The organism is Maribacter arenosus, from assembly GCF_014610845.1.
Lineage (GTDB): Bacteria > Bacteroidota > Bacteroidia > Flavobacteriales > Flavobacteriaceae > Maribacter_A > Maribacter_A arenosus.
Genome location: NZ_JABTCG010000001.1, coordinates 365,532 through 382,151, shown reverse-complemented (window position 1 = coordinate 382,151; position 16,620 = coordinate 365,532). Strand labels below are relative to the sequence as shown.

The 16,620-nt window shown below is 40.3% G+C and carries 11 protein-coding genes and 1 tRNA gene; 4 read left to right on the top strand and 8 right to left on the bottom strand.

Annotated features, from left to right (window positions below; translation table 11 throughout):
- The 3 genes from HPE63_RS01715 to HPE63_RS01705 form a co-directional block, all read right to left on the bottom strand.
- Entirely contained in the window at positions 1-1,008 is a 1,008-nt protein-coding gene (locus HPE63_RS01715) for a 4-hydroxyproline epimerase (RefSeq protein ID WP_188312498.1), read from the bottom strand.
- Positions 1,009-1,019: 11 nt separating this feature from the next.
- Entirely contained in the window at positions 1,020-2,603 is a 1,584-nt protein-coding gene (locus HPE63_RS01710) for an aldehyde dehydrogenase (NADP(+)) (protein WP_188312497.1), read from the bottom strand.
- Positions 2,604-2,699: 96 nt separating this feature from the next.
- Positions 2,700-3,629 (bottom strand): dihydrodipicolinate synthase family protein, encoded by a 930-nt coding sequence (locus HPE63_RS01705; protein ID WP_188312496.1) that lies wholly within the window; start codon positions 3,627-3,629, stop codon positions 2,700-2,702.
- Between the two features lie 145 nt (positions 3,630-3,774).
- On the opposite strand from HPE63_RS01705, the gene HPE63_RS01700 reads away from it, so the two are divergent.
- On the top strand, positions 3,775-4,614 hold the full coding sequence (locus tag HPE63_RS01700) for an AraC family transcriptional regulator (protein ID WP_188312495.1): 840 nt from the start codon (positions 3,775-3,777) through the stop codon (positions 4,612-4,614).
- Positions 4,615-4,716: 102 nt separating this feature from the next.
- The gene (locus HPE63_RS01695) at positions 4,717-6,273 is read left to right on the top strand and encodes a M28 family peptidase (protein ID WP_188312494.1); all 1,557 of its coding nucleotides are present in this window, start codon (positions 4,717-4,719) and stop codon (positions 6,271-6,273) included.
- A 54-nt stretch (positions 6,274-6,327) separates the two neighbouring features.
- Here HPE63_RS01695 and HPE63_RS01690 read toward each other — a convergent pair.
- A tRNA-His gene (locus tag HPE63_RS01690) sits at positions 6,328-6,403 on the bottom strand.
- A 289-nt stretch (positions 6,404-6,692) separates the two neighbouring features.
- Between HPE63_RS01690 and HPE63_RS01685 the strand changes: the two genes are divergently transcribed.
- A complete protein-coding gene (locus HPE63_RS01685) occupies positions 6,693-8,750 on the top strand; it encodes a tetratricopeptide repeat-containing sensor histidine kinase (RefSeq protein WP_223198020.1) in 2,058 nt (685 codons plus the stop codon).
- On the opposite strand, the gene bshB1 is transcribed toward HPE63_RS01685, so the two are convergent.
- From bshB1 to HPE63_RS01670, 3 genes are all read right to left on the bottom strand, one after another.
- Positions 8,747-9,469: a bacillithiol biosynthesis deacetylase BshB1 gene (gene bshB1 / locus HPE63_RS01680; protein ID WP_188312492.1), complete on the bottom strand. Its 723-nt coding sequence runs from the start codon at positions 9,467-9,469 to the stop codon at positions 8,747-8,749. The two genes, HPE63_RS01685 and bshB1, sit on opposite strands and share 4 nt — an antisense overlap.
- A gap of 79 nt (positions 9,470-9,548) precedes the next feature.
- On the bottom strand, positions 9,549-10,742 hold the full coding sequence (locus tag HPE63_RS01675) for a trans-sulfuration enzyme family protein (RefSeq protein ID WP_188312491.1): 1,194 nt from the start codon (positions 10,740-10,742) through the stop codon (positions 9,549-9,551).
- A gap of 201 nt (positions 10,743-10,943) precedes the next feature.
- Positions 10,944-12,353, bottom strand: a complete 1,410-nt coding sequence (locus HPE63_RS01670; RefSeq protein WP_188312490.1) for an MATE family efflux transporter — start codon at positions 12,351-12,353, stop codon at positions 10,944-10,946.
- 284 nt (positions 12,354-12,637) lie between these two features.
- Between HPE63_RS01670 and HPE63_RS01665 the strand changes: the two genes are divergently transcribed.
- On the top strand, positions 12,638-13,399 hold the full coding sequence (locus HPE63_RS01665; protein WP_317172900.1) for a membrane metalloprotease: 762 nt from the start codon (positions 12,638-12,640) through the stop codon (positions 13,397-13,399).
- Between the two features lie 5 nt (positions 13,400-13,404).
- Here the strand turns inward: HPE63_RS01665 and ccsA are convergent, their stop codons facing one another.
- Positions 13,405-16,584: a cytochrome c biogenesis protein gene (gene ccsA / locus HPE63_RS01660; protein WP_188312489.1), complete on the bottom strand. Its 3,180-nt coding sequence runs from the start codon at positions 16,582-16,584 to the stop codon at positions 13,405-13,407.
- Positions 16,585-16,620: the final 36 nt, after the last annotated feature.

Below are 16,620 nucleotides of genomic sequence, written 5' to 3'. Positions count from 1 at the left end.
TTAAAGAACTTGAAACCCATGTGCATATGGGTCATCATCATCTATTGTGATGGTATTATGGCCATAGACCCTCGCCCATCCCTGAATGCTAGGAATAATGGCAGGTATACCTTCCAAGGTTGTTTCGGCTTCTACCCTTCCTTTAAATTGGGATCCGATATAACTTTCATGAATGAAATCCTGTCCTATTTTTAATTTCCCCTTGGCGTACCATTGTGCCATTCTAGCAGAGGTTCCTGTACCGCAAGGTGATCTGTCTATGGCCTTATCCCCATAAAACACGGCATTCCGCGCCGTAGCCTCCGACGAAATGGTATCGCCTGTCCACATAATATGACTTACACCGTTAATAGTTTGATCCTCGGGGTGACTAAACAACCCTGGGTATTTCTTATTGATCTTTTCCCGGATGTCTTGGCTAAATTGTATCAACTTACTTGCCGTAAAATCCTGGATCCCACTATAATGATGTTGTGGGTCGAAAATGGCATAAAAATTTCCTCCGTAGGAAACATCGAACATCAACTCCCCCAAAAAACTGCAATCGATCGTTAAATCAGTGGCGGCCACATAGGATTTTACATTGGTCAATTTAACCCAATCAACCTTATTCCCTATTTGCTGATATTCTACGTGTACCAGTCCGGCCGGGGTTTCCATCCGAACCTTACCCGGGGATTTGGGTACTAAAAAACCTTCTTCTATTCCTATAGTAATCGACCCGATAGTACCATGACCACACATAGGCAAACAACCGCTGGTTTCTATAAAGAGTATACCAAAATCATTTTCTGGATTTGAAGGGGGGTAAAAGATACTGCCACTCATCATATCATGGCCTCGTGGTTCGAACATCAATCCTTTACGGATCCAATCGAACTCCTTTAGAAAATGTTGACGTTTCTCACTCATATTCCTTCCATGAAGTTCAGGTCCGCCCTGGACTACTACCCTTACCGGATTTCCGCAGGTATGACCATCTATACAAGTAAACGTACTACATGCCATCTTTGGAAAGATTATATTTTGCTACTTGTCATCTTCCCATTTACAAGTCGGGAAATCCCTAGCGGATTAGAGTTTTTCAAGGCATCTGGCAACTGGCTGTCTGGCCAATCTTGATAGCTTATGGGTCTAACCCATCGCTTTACGGAATGTATGCCCACTGCCGTAAAACGACTGTCGGTTGATGCAGGGTATGGGCCGCCATGATGCATACTCGGACATACCTCCACCCCAGTGGGTACCCCATTGTATATTAACCGGCCTACCCTACCCAGAAGGGCACTGACTATTTCCTTATGTTCATTTAATTCCGATTCCTCGGCAATGATAGTACCTGTCAACTGGCCTTCAAGGTGGGTGATGATGCGTTCTAATTGATCCTTATCCTCACATTGAACGACAATGGAATAGGGCCCAAACACCTCTTGGTGCAAGGTGGGGTTTTCTAAAAAAGTCTTCCCTTCTACCGTCGTAATGGTTTGGCGGGCATAATTGCTTTTAATATCCGAATCGTAATCTGCCATCACTTGTAACCCACTTTGGGAAACCGCTTTTTGTTTGTTGCTTTCATAGGCCCCTATAATATTCGGATGCAGCATACACGAAGGTTCTATCTTGACAATGGCGTCCGAAAGATGCTTGATAAATACCGTTAATGCTTCTCCTTTGATGCCGAGCAACAAACCCGGATTGGTACAGAACTGTCCCGAACCCAAGGTTATTGAACTTGCATAGGTATTTGCCAGGCTCTCTCCCCTTTTTTCGACAGCTTTTGGCAATATAACCACAGGGTTAATACTTCCCATTTCCGCAAATACCGGAATAGGTTCCTCGCGTTGTGAAGCCAAATCGAACAAAGCCCTACCCCCATCAATACTTCCTGTAAAGCCAACTGCTTTTACCCCAGCATGCTTCACCAATGCCACACCAACCTCATGACCACTGCTATTTAAATTGGAAAAAACACCGTTGGGCATCTTGGTCTTAACAGCCGCTTTTATTATGGCCAATGCCACCAATTCTCCCGTACCTGCATGCATAGGATGGGATTTCACGATAACGGGACAACCTGCGGCAAATGCGGCGGCAGTATCACCACCCGCAGTGGAATAGGCCAATGGAAAATTACTTGCCCCAAAAACTACCACGGGTCCCAAGGGAATCAGCATTTTACGCAAATCTGCTTTAGGAATCGGCGTTCTATCCGGAATAGCCGTATCAAGGGATGCCTCGACCCATGAACCCTCTTTTACCATCTCGGCAAATGAACGCAATTGTCCAATGGTCCTACCCCGCTCTCCTTTCGCCCTACCTTCGGGCAAACCAGACTCAGAACAATAGGTTGTGATCAGCAACGCATCCAAAGCCAGAATTTCATCGGCAATGGCATTTAAAAATTCAGCTTTTCTTATTCCTGAAAGTTCGCTGAATTGTTCATAGGCATTTGTAGCCAAATGTACGGCCTGATCGATCTCTTCAGTTGTCGCCTCCACAAAATTGAATTCGTTTTCCTTGTTCAGTTGTGGATTGAAAGTGGTGTACGTTTTAATTCCTTTTGCAGAAAGATTATTCCCAATATAATTTTTACCTGTAATCATTTTAATCGTTTATCTAGACGTCCCATTAATATTCGCATACCAATGTATCGAATTCTTCCTTAATGACGACAGAATTCTATGAATATATCGATATAATTATACACTATGGGCCATGGATTTATAATCGGGTAAACTAGGCCTAGTGCGCAACCCTTCTTCGATTAACTTTAGCACTTTAGTCCTTTCCTCGCCCTGCAATGGCAATCTCGGAGCCCTGACTATTTCCGTACCGATTCCTGTACCAACTTCGGCCAATTTGATGTTCTGGACCAATTGTGGACTAATATCCAACTCTAACAAAGGTAAGAACCATCGGTATATTTCTATAGCCTCGGCTACTCTTCCGGCTTTAACCAATTCGTGGATGGCCACAGTTTCGGCTGGAAAGGCACACACTAGTCCGGCCACCCATCCATCGGCACCCATAAGTATACTTTCCAATGCAAGGGTATCGACTCCACAGAGTACTGCCAATCGATTCCCAAATCTATTTCTGATTCTTGTAATATTGGTAATGTCGCGGGTCGATTCTTTGACGGCTTTAATATTATCGCATTCCTTTAACAATTCCTCGAACATAGCCAAGGTCACTTCTATCTTGTAATCAACTGGGTTGTTATAAATCATAATCGGTAAATCGGTACTTTTGGCCACGGCCTTAAAATATACCACGGTTTCATAGTCGGTAGCCTTATACCTCATGGGTGGCAATATCATTAAGCCACTGGCACCATATTTCTTTGCCCTTTGGGCAGCCAGAATAGCATCTTTCGTGCTCTGTTCGGCAATGTTTATGATCACTGGGACTTTCCCGTCGACGATTTTAACGGTTTCCTGAATAAGGATACGCTTTTCATCATCGGTCAAAGTACTTGCTTCCCCTAAGGTTCCTCCTAGGATAATCCCACTTACCCCGGCATTCAGCTGTGCTTCTATATTCACACGGAACATTTTTAAATCAAGGGTGTCGTCTGCATTGAATTTTGTCGTTACCGCTGGCATTACGCCTTGCCATTGTACCTGCATAGTTTTGTTTTTAATTGGTATGATACAAAAATACTGACCAACTAAGCCAAGATGTTATATCAATATTATCTTATACTATGCGTTTATTAACCTATTTTATTCACTTGATTATAATTATTGCATAATATTTGCATAATTTCATAAAATGAAAGTCCTACCATTTAAGATAGCAAAGCCCTTGAACCAAAATCTGATTGTCCAGGTTGATGAATCGGAAGCATTCTACAACCAATTGCACCAACATAAAGAGTTGCAATTGAGTCTGATACTAAAAGGGCAAGGAAAATTAATTACTGGGGATAGCATCCACCATTTCCAAAATGGGGAATTTTTTGTCATCGGCCCAAATTGTCCACATCTTTTCCAAAGCGATAGAACCGTACGGAAGGTAAAAATGATTTCCTTATTTTTTACCAGGGATTCCTTTGGGGAATATCTATTCGAATTAGCTGATTTGGAGGAAATCCGTCCATTTTTCACGAATGCAAAGAATGGTTTTAAACTGTTATCCCATAAAGAGGAGGTTCATAAGTTATTATGTCAGATTCCGGATCAGGATAAGCTAACCCGCTTTATCAATCTTCTTCGATTGATTAAAATACTTTGTCAGGCAAAACGGGAAGTACTTACGGGCTTTATGTATCCTAAACAAATTGGGAGTCGGGATGGGCAACGTTTGCAGTCGGTATTTGATTTTGTTGTCAATTCCTTTCAAAACGATATAAGTCTCGCAACGGTAGCAGAACTTGCATATATGACCCCAAATGCGTTCTGTCGTTTTTTCAAAAAACAGACAAACAAAACGTTTTTTCAATTTTTAATTGAATTGAGACTGGAACATGCGAGCCAGTTGCTCCATAGCTCTAACCTTTCCATAGCACAAATAGCCGACCGATCCGGTTTTAATTCCATTTCAAATTTCAATCGTCAATTCAAGGCACAAAAAGGAATCTCCCCTACGCAATACCTGCAGGCCAAATCCTAAAAAATGAAAATCGGTAATGATGTTATAGTTCATTTAAAAAGCACATATTATAAGGTTTTCATTATTTTTGATATTCCGTAGGTAATTCCTAATTAAATATTCATGAATAAATTGATTTTAATGGCCGTCGGTTTGGTAATGGCCTGTAATTCATCACAAACCACAGTTCCTGAAAAATCGGGAAACCCTCATCTATCGGCCGAAATCAAGTTTGCGGCGACCATAACTGCCGAAGAATTAAAAGAACATCTATTTATTTATGCTTCGGATGAATTTGAAGGTCGGGAAACAGGGACACCAGGACAACATAAAGCGGCAGCATATATAAAGGATGAATATATTTCTTTGGGTATTCCCGCAGCAAATGGAAATGGCGACTATTATCAGGAGGTTCCTTTGGAAATTGACAAAATGCCTATAGGCGTTATTCAAATCAATGGTACCGACTATGTTCTTGGGGAAGATTTTCTGGCTTTTGAGGGGGCTAAAGGACATTTTACGGATATCGTATATGCAGGATATGGCATTCATGATGATAATTATAATGATTATTCAGGTCTAGATGTTCGAGGTAAGTTGGTCTTGGTAAAATTTGGCGAACCTATGAACGATGATGGTACTTTCAAGATAACAGGTACCCATAAAAACTCTATATGGAGTAAAGTGTCAGATGCTTATGGGCTACGTTCAAAAGCCATTAAGGACCACGGTGGACTTGGGATGTTATATTTTGATGAAACCAACTTTAGAGGATATCAAAATTATTTCAACAAAATGAAAGAGCGCCCCTCTAGTGATCCAACCCTTATCACCCAAGATTCCGATTTCTTGAATATTGTTTTGGACCAAAAGGCCGCAACAGCATTATACCCTGACATCTTAAAGTCTTCTACGACGAAAATTTTACCCACGGACCTCAACCTGGATATTATCTCCCAGAGTGATGCCATATATTCGGAAAATGTCGTGGCAGTGGTAAAAGGAGCTTCCAAACCTGATGAATATGTAGTAATCTCATCGCATTTAGATCATATTGGAATAACCAAAAACGGGGAAATCAACAATGGTGCAGATGATGATGGTTCCGGAACCGTTGCCCTCTTGGAAATTGCGGAGGCCTTTAAAAAAGCGGCTGATGCCGGTTATGCCCCAAAGCGATCCCTTGTTTTTCTTCATGTAACAGGTGAGGAAAAAGGGCTTTTAGGTTCCCAATATTATACAGATATAGATCCAATATTTCCTTTAGAACAAACGGTGGCCAATTTGAATATTGATATGATCGGTAGAATAGATCCCAAACGTGACGGGAACCGTAATTATATTTATTTGATCGGTTCCGATAAATTAAGCACGGATTTACACAACCTTTCAGAGGAAGTAAATAAAAAACACATGAACATTGAATTCGATTATACCTATAATAATGAGAACGATCCCAATCGCTTCTATTATAGGAGTGATCACTATAACTTTGCCAAAAATAACATTCCTATCATTTTTTATTTTAATGGAACCCATGATGATTATCACAGACCTACAGACACCCCTGATAAAATAAATTATGATCTCTTGGAGAACAGAACCCGATTGATTTTCCTTACGGCATGGGAGATAGCCAATCGAGATCAAAAAATTGTCGTGGATAAAGTTTCAAAATAAGAAGCCTCAGTATAAAAAAACCCTGACGATTCTCGTCAGGGTTTTTGTATTATAGGGTGGAAGACCGGGTTCGAACCGGCGACCTCTGGAACCACAATCCAGCGCTCTAACCAGCTGAGCTACAACCACCATTTAAAGCGGTGGCAAAGTTAATTTTTTTTCCTTGATCTTTCCAACTAAACAGGGTATAATTTTAAAAGATTGCTAAAAACTATATTTAAGAAAATCTATGATTGGTGAATCCCTATTGTTAAAATCACGCTGGTTTATCGACTAAATGCACTTTTTTATAGACAAAACACACAAAAATTGGGCTTTCACAACATTTATTATCAAACCATAGGAATGGGATTTACTTTTATTCCCTTAATCCAATAGGTGTTTTCAATAGTATGCCGTTGAAACAGAAAAAAAATCTAATGTCCCAACTGAAAAAGTTAGCTTTGCTACTGGTTTTTCTATCTCTTGGATATGCCGAAGTACATTCCCAAATACCACGTAGGGATAGTCTTCTAGACCAAATCAACCATTTGCGCAAAAAAAGGGATTTTAGCCCTAAAGACAGCCTACATATCACTTTGCTCAATGATTTAGGCGAAGAGATGCGCTATTATAAATCCGATAGTCTTTATTTACTTTCAAAAGAGGCTTATACCAATGCTTCAGATGCCAATGATGAACTCGGCCAAAGTAAGTCCTTATTCGGATTAGGCACCTACTATGAGGATCAAGGTAAATATGACCAATCGATAGCCTACTATCAAAAAGCGCTGCTTTTGGCCAAAGATATCAATGATGAAAAATTAATCCTCAACATAGAAAACAATATAGCTAGTGTTTATTATTATAAAGGGGATTATGCAGAGGCGTTAAGTCGTTATTTACAGGGTATAGAACTTGCTACCCATATCGCTGATGATGAAATGTTATCTATCATCAATGAAAATATCGCCAATCTTTATGCTTCGCAGTACGATTACGACCAAGCTATTCATTTTTATAAAATCGTTAAAAAAATCAATGAAAGAATAGGCAATGAAATCTATACGGCAGAAACATTGAGTAATTTGGCTTCGGTCTATGCGGATATGGGCGAATTGGAGTATGCCATGTTCAATATAAACAGTAGTCTAACTGTTTTTGAAAAGCATAATATAATGGACTGGTTAGCCTATGCCTATGAGGTCAAAGGTAAGACCTACCTGAAGGGAGGGGATTATAAATGGGCCCTATATTGGTACAAGCAAAGTGAAATGATCCATAAAAATGTGGAAGATAATCGAGGGGAAACCACGATGTTAAATGGTATATCTGAAACTTATTTAGGCCAACAAAAAGATAGCTTATCCGAACTGTATGCCTTAAAGGCCTTCTCTATTTCAAAGAAAATAAAGTTTTATGAAGAAACTCAAAGAAGTGCGAAAATCTTATATCAAATAAATAAGAACAAAGAAGATTATGTATCAGCTTTAAAATTCCATGAACTATATCATACCCTTCATGATACGATCATGGCCAATAAAAATGAAAAAAATCTTACCATGTTGGTCACAAAGCTTGATTTTGAAAAACAGAAAGAAGATCTCATTGTCGAAAATGAAAAAGCGCTCGCCAGTCAAAAAAGGTATATCTATGCCGCCTTACTCATTCTCACCATATTCTTGATTGTGACCCTGATTGTAAGAAGAAATGAAAAAATCCAGAAAAGACTGAATGTAGAGCTTTACCATAAAACCGCAAAATTGGTTGAAAATGAGAAGGAGCTTCGCGATATCAATGAAACCAAAGACAAATTATTCTCTATAATCGGTCATGATTTAAGAGGTCCGATCGCTGCTTTCCAAGGACTATTGAAACTTTACAAGGATGGGGAAATAGATAGTAAGGAGTTCTTGCAGTTTATCCCCAAACTTAGTTCGGATATAGACCATATATCATTTACACTTAATAATTTATTATCGTGGGGCCGAACGCAAATGAATGGATCCGTAACCAAACCTAGTATTGTTTCAATTGATAATCTGGTAAATGAAAATATAAATCTACTTTCTGAAACCGCCAAAGCGAAATCCCTCACTATTGTTAATAAAATGAGCACGAATATCCATACGTGGGTAGATAGTGACCAAATCGATATTGTCATACGCAATCTTATGAGCAATGCCATAAAATTCACTCCTGAGAGGGGGTATATAACCTTTGATGCCGTTGAACGGAGCACCGCATGGGAAATTTCGGTTCGTGATACCGGGGTTGGTATTGATGAGGCCACCCAAAAGAAAATTTTTGAAAAAAATTCGAATGTGACTACTTATGGTACGAACGACGAAAAAGGCACAGGTTTAGGATTGTCGCTCTGTAAGGAAATGGTAGAAAAGAACAATGGTAAAATATGGGTCGAAAGCGCTGCGCCCAATGGTTCTTGCTTTTATTTTACTTTGCCTAAAGTCAGGAACAAATTAAAGAAAGCAGGTTAAATCAAATCTTCCAATCTATTTATGCCAGGGAAACGCTCCGTAGTGAATCCTTCTCCGTGGTCTACCCCTATCAAACGGCCTAAGTCCCTTGCCCGATAATTTACACTATCCAAAAAATTCTTACTACTGATGGGTGTCTCTGGCTCATCACTATTGGGGTCATGAAATTGTGAAGAATACGCTAAGATAGCCTCGATTTTTTTATCGATATAACCAGAAACATCTACAACAAAATCCGGCTTTATATTCTTCCATTGAATATAGTGGTAGACGTGCTTGGGACGCCATGGTTCTTGCCAATGATCATCACCCTCCATTTTCGAGTCTATCTTCACCAATCCACTTAAAAAACAGGCATCGCTAACCAATTTGCTACCCATACCGTGATCTATATGCCGATCTTCAATAGCATTGCACAGGACGATATCAGGGCAATATTTCCTCAACATGCGTATCACGCCCATTCTATGCTTTTTGTCATTTATAAAAAAGCCGTCTGCAAATTCCAGATTTTCCCGAACGGCAACCCCCAAGATTTCGGCCGATGCTGCTGCCTCCTTTTCCCTGATTTCGGCAGAACCTCTTGTTCCCAATTCACCACGGGTCAAATCAATGATACCCACTTTTTTGCCGTTGGCAATTTCCTTTGCTATAGTGGCTCCTGCACCAAGTTCAGCATCATCGGGATGCGAACCGAAAACCAAGATGTCTAATTTCATCTATTAATAGTATTTAAAGTGTAATCATTTCGAATATAAGGTAGCAATGCGCACTTATTTGAATCTCTACAAAGTAAGGCTATTTAGTCAACTGCTCTTTAAAGAGACCAGCTTTATTCCCTTTCTTTATCTCTTTTAAAGCCTGTTCAATATCAAAAATCAAATCTTCCGGTTCTTCAATGCCTACTGAAAACCGAATAAGTCCGTCCGCTATTCCCTGATTTTTGCGTTCTTCGGGTCCAATAAGGGCATGTGAAGTCTGTGTAGGTGACAGTACCGTACTTTCAACCCCGGCCAAACTCATCGATGGTTTTATTAATTTCAAGGCTTTTTGAAATTGGGATGCATCATACGCTTGATCCAATTCAAAAGATAACATTCCACCAAATCCTGACATTTGTGTTTTGGCCAATTCATGACCAGGATGGTCGGGTAATCCGGGATAGTAGACTTTATTTATGTCGGAATGGGCTGCAAGATACTCTGCCATATGTTGGGCATTGGTATTCTGGGCCTTTACGCGGATTCCCATAGTCTTAATACTTCGTTCTAATAGCCATACCGTATAATCGCTTAAACTACCTCCTAGATTTTTCGCCAATTGAAAAATTCGTTCCATATTTTCTTGGGTAGAAGCCACTGCCCCAGCGCAAATATCAGAGTGTCCTCCCATATATTTTGTCGCACTATGAATGATAATATCGATTCCAAAGTCAATTGGATTCTGATTCACCGGACTTGCAAAAGTATTGTCGATCATGGATACCAAACCATGTTTTTTGGCCATATTGGAAATAGCCTTCAAATCGGTTATCGTTAGCAACGGGTTTGATGGGGTTTCTACAAATATCACTTTGGTATTCCCCTTTATTTTGGTCTCGAAATCTTGTGGCTCAAGACCATCGGTAAAAGAATATTCAATGCCATACTTTGAAAATTCCTCATTTACGAAATTGTAGGTGCCTCCATAAAGCGTTTTTTGAAGTACAACATGGTCACCTGCCTTTAAAAAGGCCAACAGTGCTGTACTAATTGCCGCCATTCCGCTTCCAAAGACCATGGCCGCCTCTGCATGCTCCAACGCAGCAATTTTTTGTGACAAGGCTACTTGATTGGGCGTATTGAAATATCTAGGATACCGCTTTACCTCAACATCCTCAAACGCATATGAAGTACTCATATACAAGGGTGATATTGCCCCTTTGAATTGCTCATCATGAATTTCTCCCTCGTGGGTGCAAATAGTATTTATCCCTTTCTTTGGTGTGCCCATGTATTCTTATTTTAGCATCGGTTAAAGTTATGAAATTCTTTTTGCCGACCAATAATTATCCTGTTTGGTAAGATTTAATTGGTAAAAGCACAAAATATCCTTGATCTACTTTAATAAGGTATCAAAATTTACGATCATTTTATCATTTCGATTGCATACCTAAGATGCTTCAGCAATGACAATAAAGTGAATTGACTATGATTATACCTGCACCCTCTTCCAGTTTCCTTTCCTGAACCAAATAATCGAAATGACCGCGAGCATTACTTCTGCCGAAGTAATGGCCAGAAATACACCCATGGCCCCCAGTTTAAAGGTTATGGCCGCCAAATAGGCAAAGGGCAATTGAAATAGCCAAAAAGCAATAAGATTGATCTTGGTAGGCGTCAAGGTATCCCCAGCTCCGTTAAAAGCCTGTGTAACCACCATTCCATAGGCATAGAATATATAACCCGCTGCAATGATTTGAAGGCATAATCCGCCATTCTCGATAACCACTGGATTATCATTGAACCAGCCAATGATATCATGGGCAAAAAGTAAATAAATAATAGAAACCAGGGTCATAAAATAGGCATTATACTTGCCTGTTTTCCAAACAGAAGTTTCCGCCCTTTCCGGTTGTTTTGCTCCTAAATTCTGGCCTACCAAGGTAGCTGCGGCATTACTCATTCCCCAGGAAGGCATTAGCGTAAACAACATGACACGGATTGCAATGGTGTAGCCGGCGAGTACCTCGCTGCCAAATTCTGACATCATTCGCATCAAGAAGACCCAACTCGATGTACCTATAAGAAATTGTGCAATACCGCCGAGAGAGACTTTTATCAAATTCATCATTACGGAAAGTCTAAGGACAACATCCTGTACTCCAATTTTTATTCGACTCCACCCAAAGAACAAAATTCCCAATTGAAACATAACGGCTGTTCCCCTACCAATATTCGTAGCAATGGCCGCCCCCATAACCCCATACTCCGGTACAGGGCCCCATCCAAAAATAAAGATGGGGTCTAATATGATATTGAGTCCGTTGGAAAGTACCAAGGTCCACATGGCAATAGAGGCATCACCGGCCCCCCTAAAAATGGCATTGATCAGAAAAAGGAGTAAGATGGTGATGTTCCCACCAAGCAATAATTGGGTATACCCATACCCTTCGTTGATCAAATCCTGTTCTGCACCCATTAGGGCGAGTATCTCCTTGGCATATATAAAACCAAAGACGCCAACAATCAAAGCCACAACGATCCCTAATAATATAGCTTGTATGGCCGATTCCCGTGCTCCTTTAATGTCATTTGCGCCAACTCGTCGGGCCACGACGGCTGTTGCGGCCATACTTAGACCTATGGCCACGGCATAGACCAAAGTGATTACCGATTCTGTAAGGCCAATTGTCGCTACGGCATTAACACTGACCTGTGAAACATAGGCAATATCTACGATGGCAAAGATAGACTCCATCATCATTTCCAAAATCATGGGAATGGAAAGCATAAAGATCGCCTTACGAATACTGCCAGAAGTAAACTCGGTTTGCTTGCCGGTTACCGCAATGATAAAGTAATCGTAAAGTTGTTTAAACGTGAGTTTATTTTGAGAGGTCATTTTATAAGAATTATGTAGAATGGTAGAAAAAAAGATGGTCAAGAAGTATAATCAAAGATCGATTACTTCTTCGGTACACATCCAATGACATCTATGAATAACATAATTCGTTTACTTCATGATAAAGTAAAGATGCAAAAAAATATTTAAATGTGGAGAGTTTTGCTCTTGCAACCCTTTTGGCCATTGCAAAAAAATAAAAACCCTACAATTATACTAAAATACTAATATGAGGAATTGTTCGTTTTATCGTTATGAGATTTCACAAAACATATTTTTTGATTGTGCTATTGTTTTTTGCTTGTTCCGAAGATGGAATGGATGAAAAAACCATTATAGACGATAGCGGAAATGATGTAACCATTGACACCACGCTAAACAAAAAAAATGTTGGGGACTCAGCCAACGACCTTTTGTCTAGCCAGGAATATAAGGATTTGAGCTTTGAGCTATTTTACGTTGAAGGATATAAACCAACTACTACAACCCTAGATAATTTTGAAACATTTCTTGCAGAGCGACTCAATAAAGCCGGTGAAATAAAAGTGGCTCTGAAGCCAATCGAATCCCCAGGTAAAAGCATTTATTCAATTGCTGACATAAAGGAAATAGAAGATGAAATAAGAACGTTTTACAATGATGTGGGGAAAATTGCTGTTTTTGGACTCTTTATCGATGGTGAATATTCTGAAAATACTGAAAATGGTTCGGTATTGGGAGTAGCCTATAGAAACACGTCCTTTGTGATTTTTGAGGAAACAATTCAAGAATTCAGTGGTCAGCCTTTAGCCCCGAGCACTTCTGTTTTAGAAACAACGGTGATAAACCATGAATTCGGCCATTTATTGGGCCTGGTGAATGCTGGCACAACCCCTCAAAGCGACCATCAAGATGTAGAACATGGCCGTCATTGTACCACGGAGGATTGCCTGATGTATTGGACGGCTGAAACAGGAGAAGGCTTGCTCAATTCAATTTCTGGCGGAACTGTTCCATCCTTAGACGAACAATGTATAAACGATCTAAAAGTCAATGGTGGTAAATAATTGGGTTATTTCGAGTAATTTACCTGATATCGCCAATAACTTACAGCCCCTAAAACAAGTACCCCAAATACAGTGTAATAAATAAACATAGGTGTAATCACCTGTGCCCCACTGGCATAACTATGGAGTCCTACCAAGTAGAAATTCACCCCGAAATAGGTCATCATGATACTGCCAAAGGCTATAACACTTAAAAAGTTAAAGAACCACCTACCCCGTAAACCAGGAACCAAACGGGAGTGGATTACAAATGCGTAAACCATAATCGAAATCAAGGCCCATGTTTCCTTAGGGTCCCATCCCCAATAACGGCCCCAACTTTCATTCGCCCATTGTCCTCCTAGGAAGTTTCCAATGGTAAGCATGACCAACCCGACCATCAAAGCTAATTCATTGATCGTGGTCAACTCCTTAAGATTAAGCTTCATTCGTTTTTTATTCTTTTTATTGGTTAGCGTAATCAAAATGAGGGAAACCACCCCTAAGATCATACCTACGGTCAAAGGCCCATAGCTTCCAACAATAACCGCAACATGGATCATCAACCAATAACTATCGAGTACAGGTACTAAATTCGCAATCGCGGGATCGACCCAGCTTTGGTGGGCTATCCATAATAACATGGCGGTTACAAACGCAGAAGCTGCAATCGTCATATCGCTTTTACGCCCTAATAACAGTCCCATGCCCATAGTGGCCCAAGAAACATAAAGAATACTCTCATAGGCATCGCTCCAAGGCGCATGGCCAGATATATACCATCGCAAGACCAAACCAGCAGTATGCCATAAAAATAAGATGATAATGGTTCCCTTAAAGAAATAAGTCCCAATACGCCATATTTCACGCTCCTTAAAAATTTGGAAGATCAAAACAAAGAACATCAGAATGCCTACCAAAGCATATAGTTTATATAGGTGGTTAAAAATGTTCAGTTTATTATAGATGACCTCGGTATTGATTTTGGTTTCGGAAGGTAAAACCTCATTCCCATGATTTAATTGATTTCGTTTAAAAGCCGACAACAATTTATCGGCCTCCGAATAATCCCCGTTTCCTTTGGCTTTGTTCAAAGACATAAGGTAATAGGGTAACGCATTCTTTATAAAATTGGAATACAATGTATCGGTTACCTGATATTGTCCGCTTCGATATTCCACAGCGGAGACCCATTTGTTGTTCTCATCGTTCAGGAGTGGGAAAATCTTTAGGATTTGTCCACTCAATGCTTGATCTAAAAGGCTCAGGCGAATATTGGCATCCTTAAAATCCTGTTCAAATTTGTTCGGATTGTTCGTTGCGGTTGCCGCTCTCAGATAGGGCTCCAGTTTGTATTGTCCTTTACTATCGAAAAAATCAATTGCCTTGACGTATTTCTGGCCTTCAGGGACTCCGATTATCTTACGGATGCTATCGTTCTGAGCTTTTTTATCAAGAGCGATGAATTCCACATTGTACCAGATAGCAGGATTCATCATCATGGAAATAAATACCTGATCAGAGTTCATGCCTTTATAGGTATCCATTAAGCTGAGCTTTCGGAGCAGTTCAGAAGAAAATGTATTGATGGGTTTCATACGGCCCCCTTCATCCTGCACCACCATTTTGCCAAAGCGTTCAGCATGTTCCTTATCCACGATGCTAGCGGTCAAAAGAGAATCTATCTGTTCGCTGGTAGGGACTTTGGAATGATTGTGCCCATCGTTCTCAGCGTGTTCCTGTGCGGAAATATTCATTATGGAACCGATAATCAAGAGAACAGTCAATGCCGCCTTCTTCGCCTTTATTTTATCCAATGATTCTGCCAGATCCCTAAAACGGGTCTTGCCGAAGAACATGATTCCCATGAGGCCTGCATACAACAAGAAATAACCGATATATGTTATCCAGGTCCCCCAAAAGTCATGGTTTACCGAAAGCGTGGTACCCCGTTCATCTTGATCAAAACCAGATTGAAAAAAACGATATCGTTTATGGTCTAAGATATGGTTCATGTAGATATCATAATCGAAAGGGCGTTCGTCCTCAATCGTTACTTTGCTCATAAATGAGGCGTATCCTTTTTCGGTTCCAGGATATTTCTCCGCAATAAAATCGTTCAATTTTATACTAAAGGGAAGCTCATAGACTTTAGAGCCATAGGCCATGGTGAAATCCAAGCCACCCACTTCTATACTTTTAGAAAAACTTGTGGTTCCCCTACCCCCTAACAACTTTTGTTGTACCGACTCCCCATTGGTACTCACTTCAATGACCAGTGCATCCTGACTCATTGGAGTCACTTCTTCCTCAGGAATCTTGACGACCCCATAAGAACCCCTTACCATTGGCTCCGGAAGTACAAATTGCATTCCGGCCACGTTATATAGCGATCGCAGCTGAAGAGGTTGTAAACTATCCTTTACCAACTCACCTCGAAATTGATCGGCCATTCGAAGAAAATTACCCTCGAAAGGGGATTTAATTTGGTAAGAACCATCGGCGGTTGTGAAGATATTTATGGCCCCTTGGGTTTCATTGTTCAACGATATCAATACATTGTGTATGTTGGCAACTTGACCATTTTCCAAATAGTGTTCATGGCGCTGCCCACCTCCAGATTCAACAATTTTCAGGTATTGCTCGCCATTTTCATCTGGCACCAAACCTCTTTTGGCCCCTTTAATAAAATCTACGTAAGAAATGGTAACTGGCTGTCCATTAAAATCCACATGCCATGGCAAGTTCGATTTTATAGCTTCTGGAGTCACGATTAGATCATCTTCGAGAATTTTTCTGCGGGGTTCCCCATTGATCAAACCATCCATATTTACGGTAAGAAAGGTTTTATCAGAGTAGAAAACCTTTTCGGATCGCCCCTCTCTAATCGGCATCATTCCCTCAAAACTGATATATCGTGTCACAAAAGCACCCAGGATGATCAATATCCACGACAGGTGTAACAGCAATACAGGCCATTTTTCCTTTCTCAGAAGTTTATATTTGAAAATATTTCCTGCAAAATTAATGACGAAAAACACCATGATCAGCTCGAACCATGTGGCATTATACACCCATATCCTAGCCGTTTCCGTACTATACCAACTTTCGATAAAAGTACCAAAGGCCATAGCCGTGGCAAAAACAAGAAACAATACCGCCATTAAACGGGTCGAGAAAAATATTTTTTTTAATAAATCCTTCATAAAGCGCCATGTCTGTTTTATGCAGCTGCAAAAATA

Bases quoted from the DNA above. Each gene is read 5' to 3' on its own strand.
- HPE63_RS01715 (WP_188312498.1), bottom strand. From the start codon at position 1,008: ATGGCATGTAGTACGTTTACTTGTATAGATGGTCATACCTGCGGAAAT.
- HPE63_RS01710 (WP_188312497.1), bottom strand. From the start codon at position 2,603: ATGATTACAGGTAAAAATTATATTGGGAATAATCTTTCTGCAAAAGGA.
- HPE63_RS01705 (WP_188312496.1), bottom strand. From the start codon at position 3,629: ATGCAGGTACAATGGCAAGGCGTAATGCCAGCGGTAACGACAAAATTC.
- HPE63_RS01700 (WP_188312495.1), top strand. From the start codon at position 3,775: ATGAAAGTCCTACCATTTAAGATAGCAAAGCCCTTGAACCAAAATCTG.
- HPE63_RS01695 (WP_188312494.1), top strand. From the start codon at position 4,717: ATGAATAAATTGATTTTAATGGCCGTCGGTTTGGTAATGGCCTGTAAT.
- HPE63_RS01685 (WP_223198020.1), top strand. From the start codon at position 6,693: ATGTCCCAACTGAAAAAGTTAGCTTTGCTACTGGTTTTTCTATCTCTT.
- bshB1 (WP_188312492.1), bottom strand. From the start codon at position 9,469: ATGAAATTAGACATCTTGGTTTTCGGTTCGCATCCCGATGATGCTGAA.
- HPE63_RS01675 (WP_188312491.1), bottom strand. From the start codon at position 10,742: ATGGGCACACCAAAGAAAGGGATAAATACTATTTGCACCCACGAGGGA.
- HPE63_RS01670 (WP_188312490.1), bottom strand. From the start codon at position 12,353: ATGACCTCTCAAAATAAACTCACGTTTAAACAACTTTACGATTACTTT.
- ccsA (WP_188312489.1), bottom strand. From the start codon at position 16,584: ATGAAGGATTTATTAAAAAAAATATTTTTCTCGACCCGTTTAATGGCG.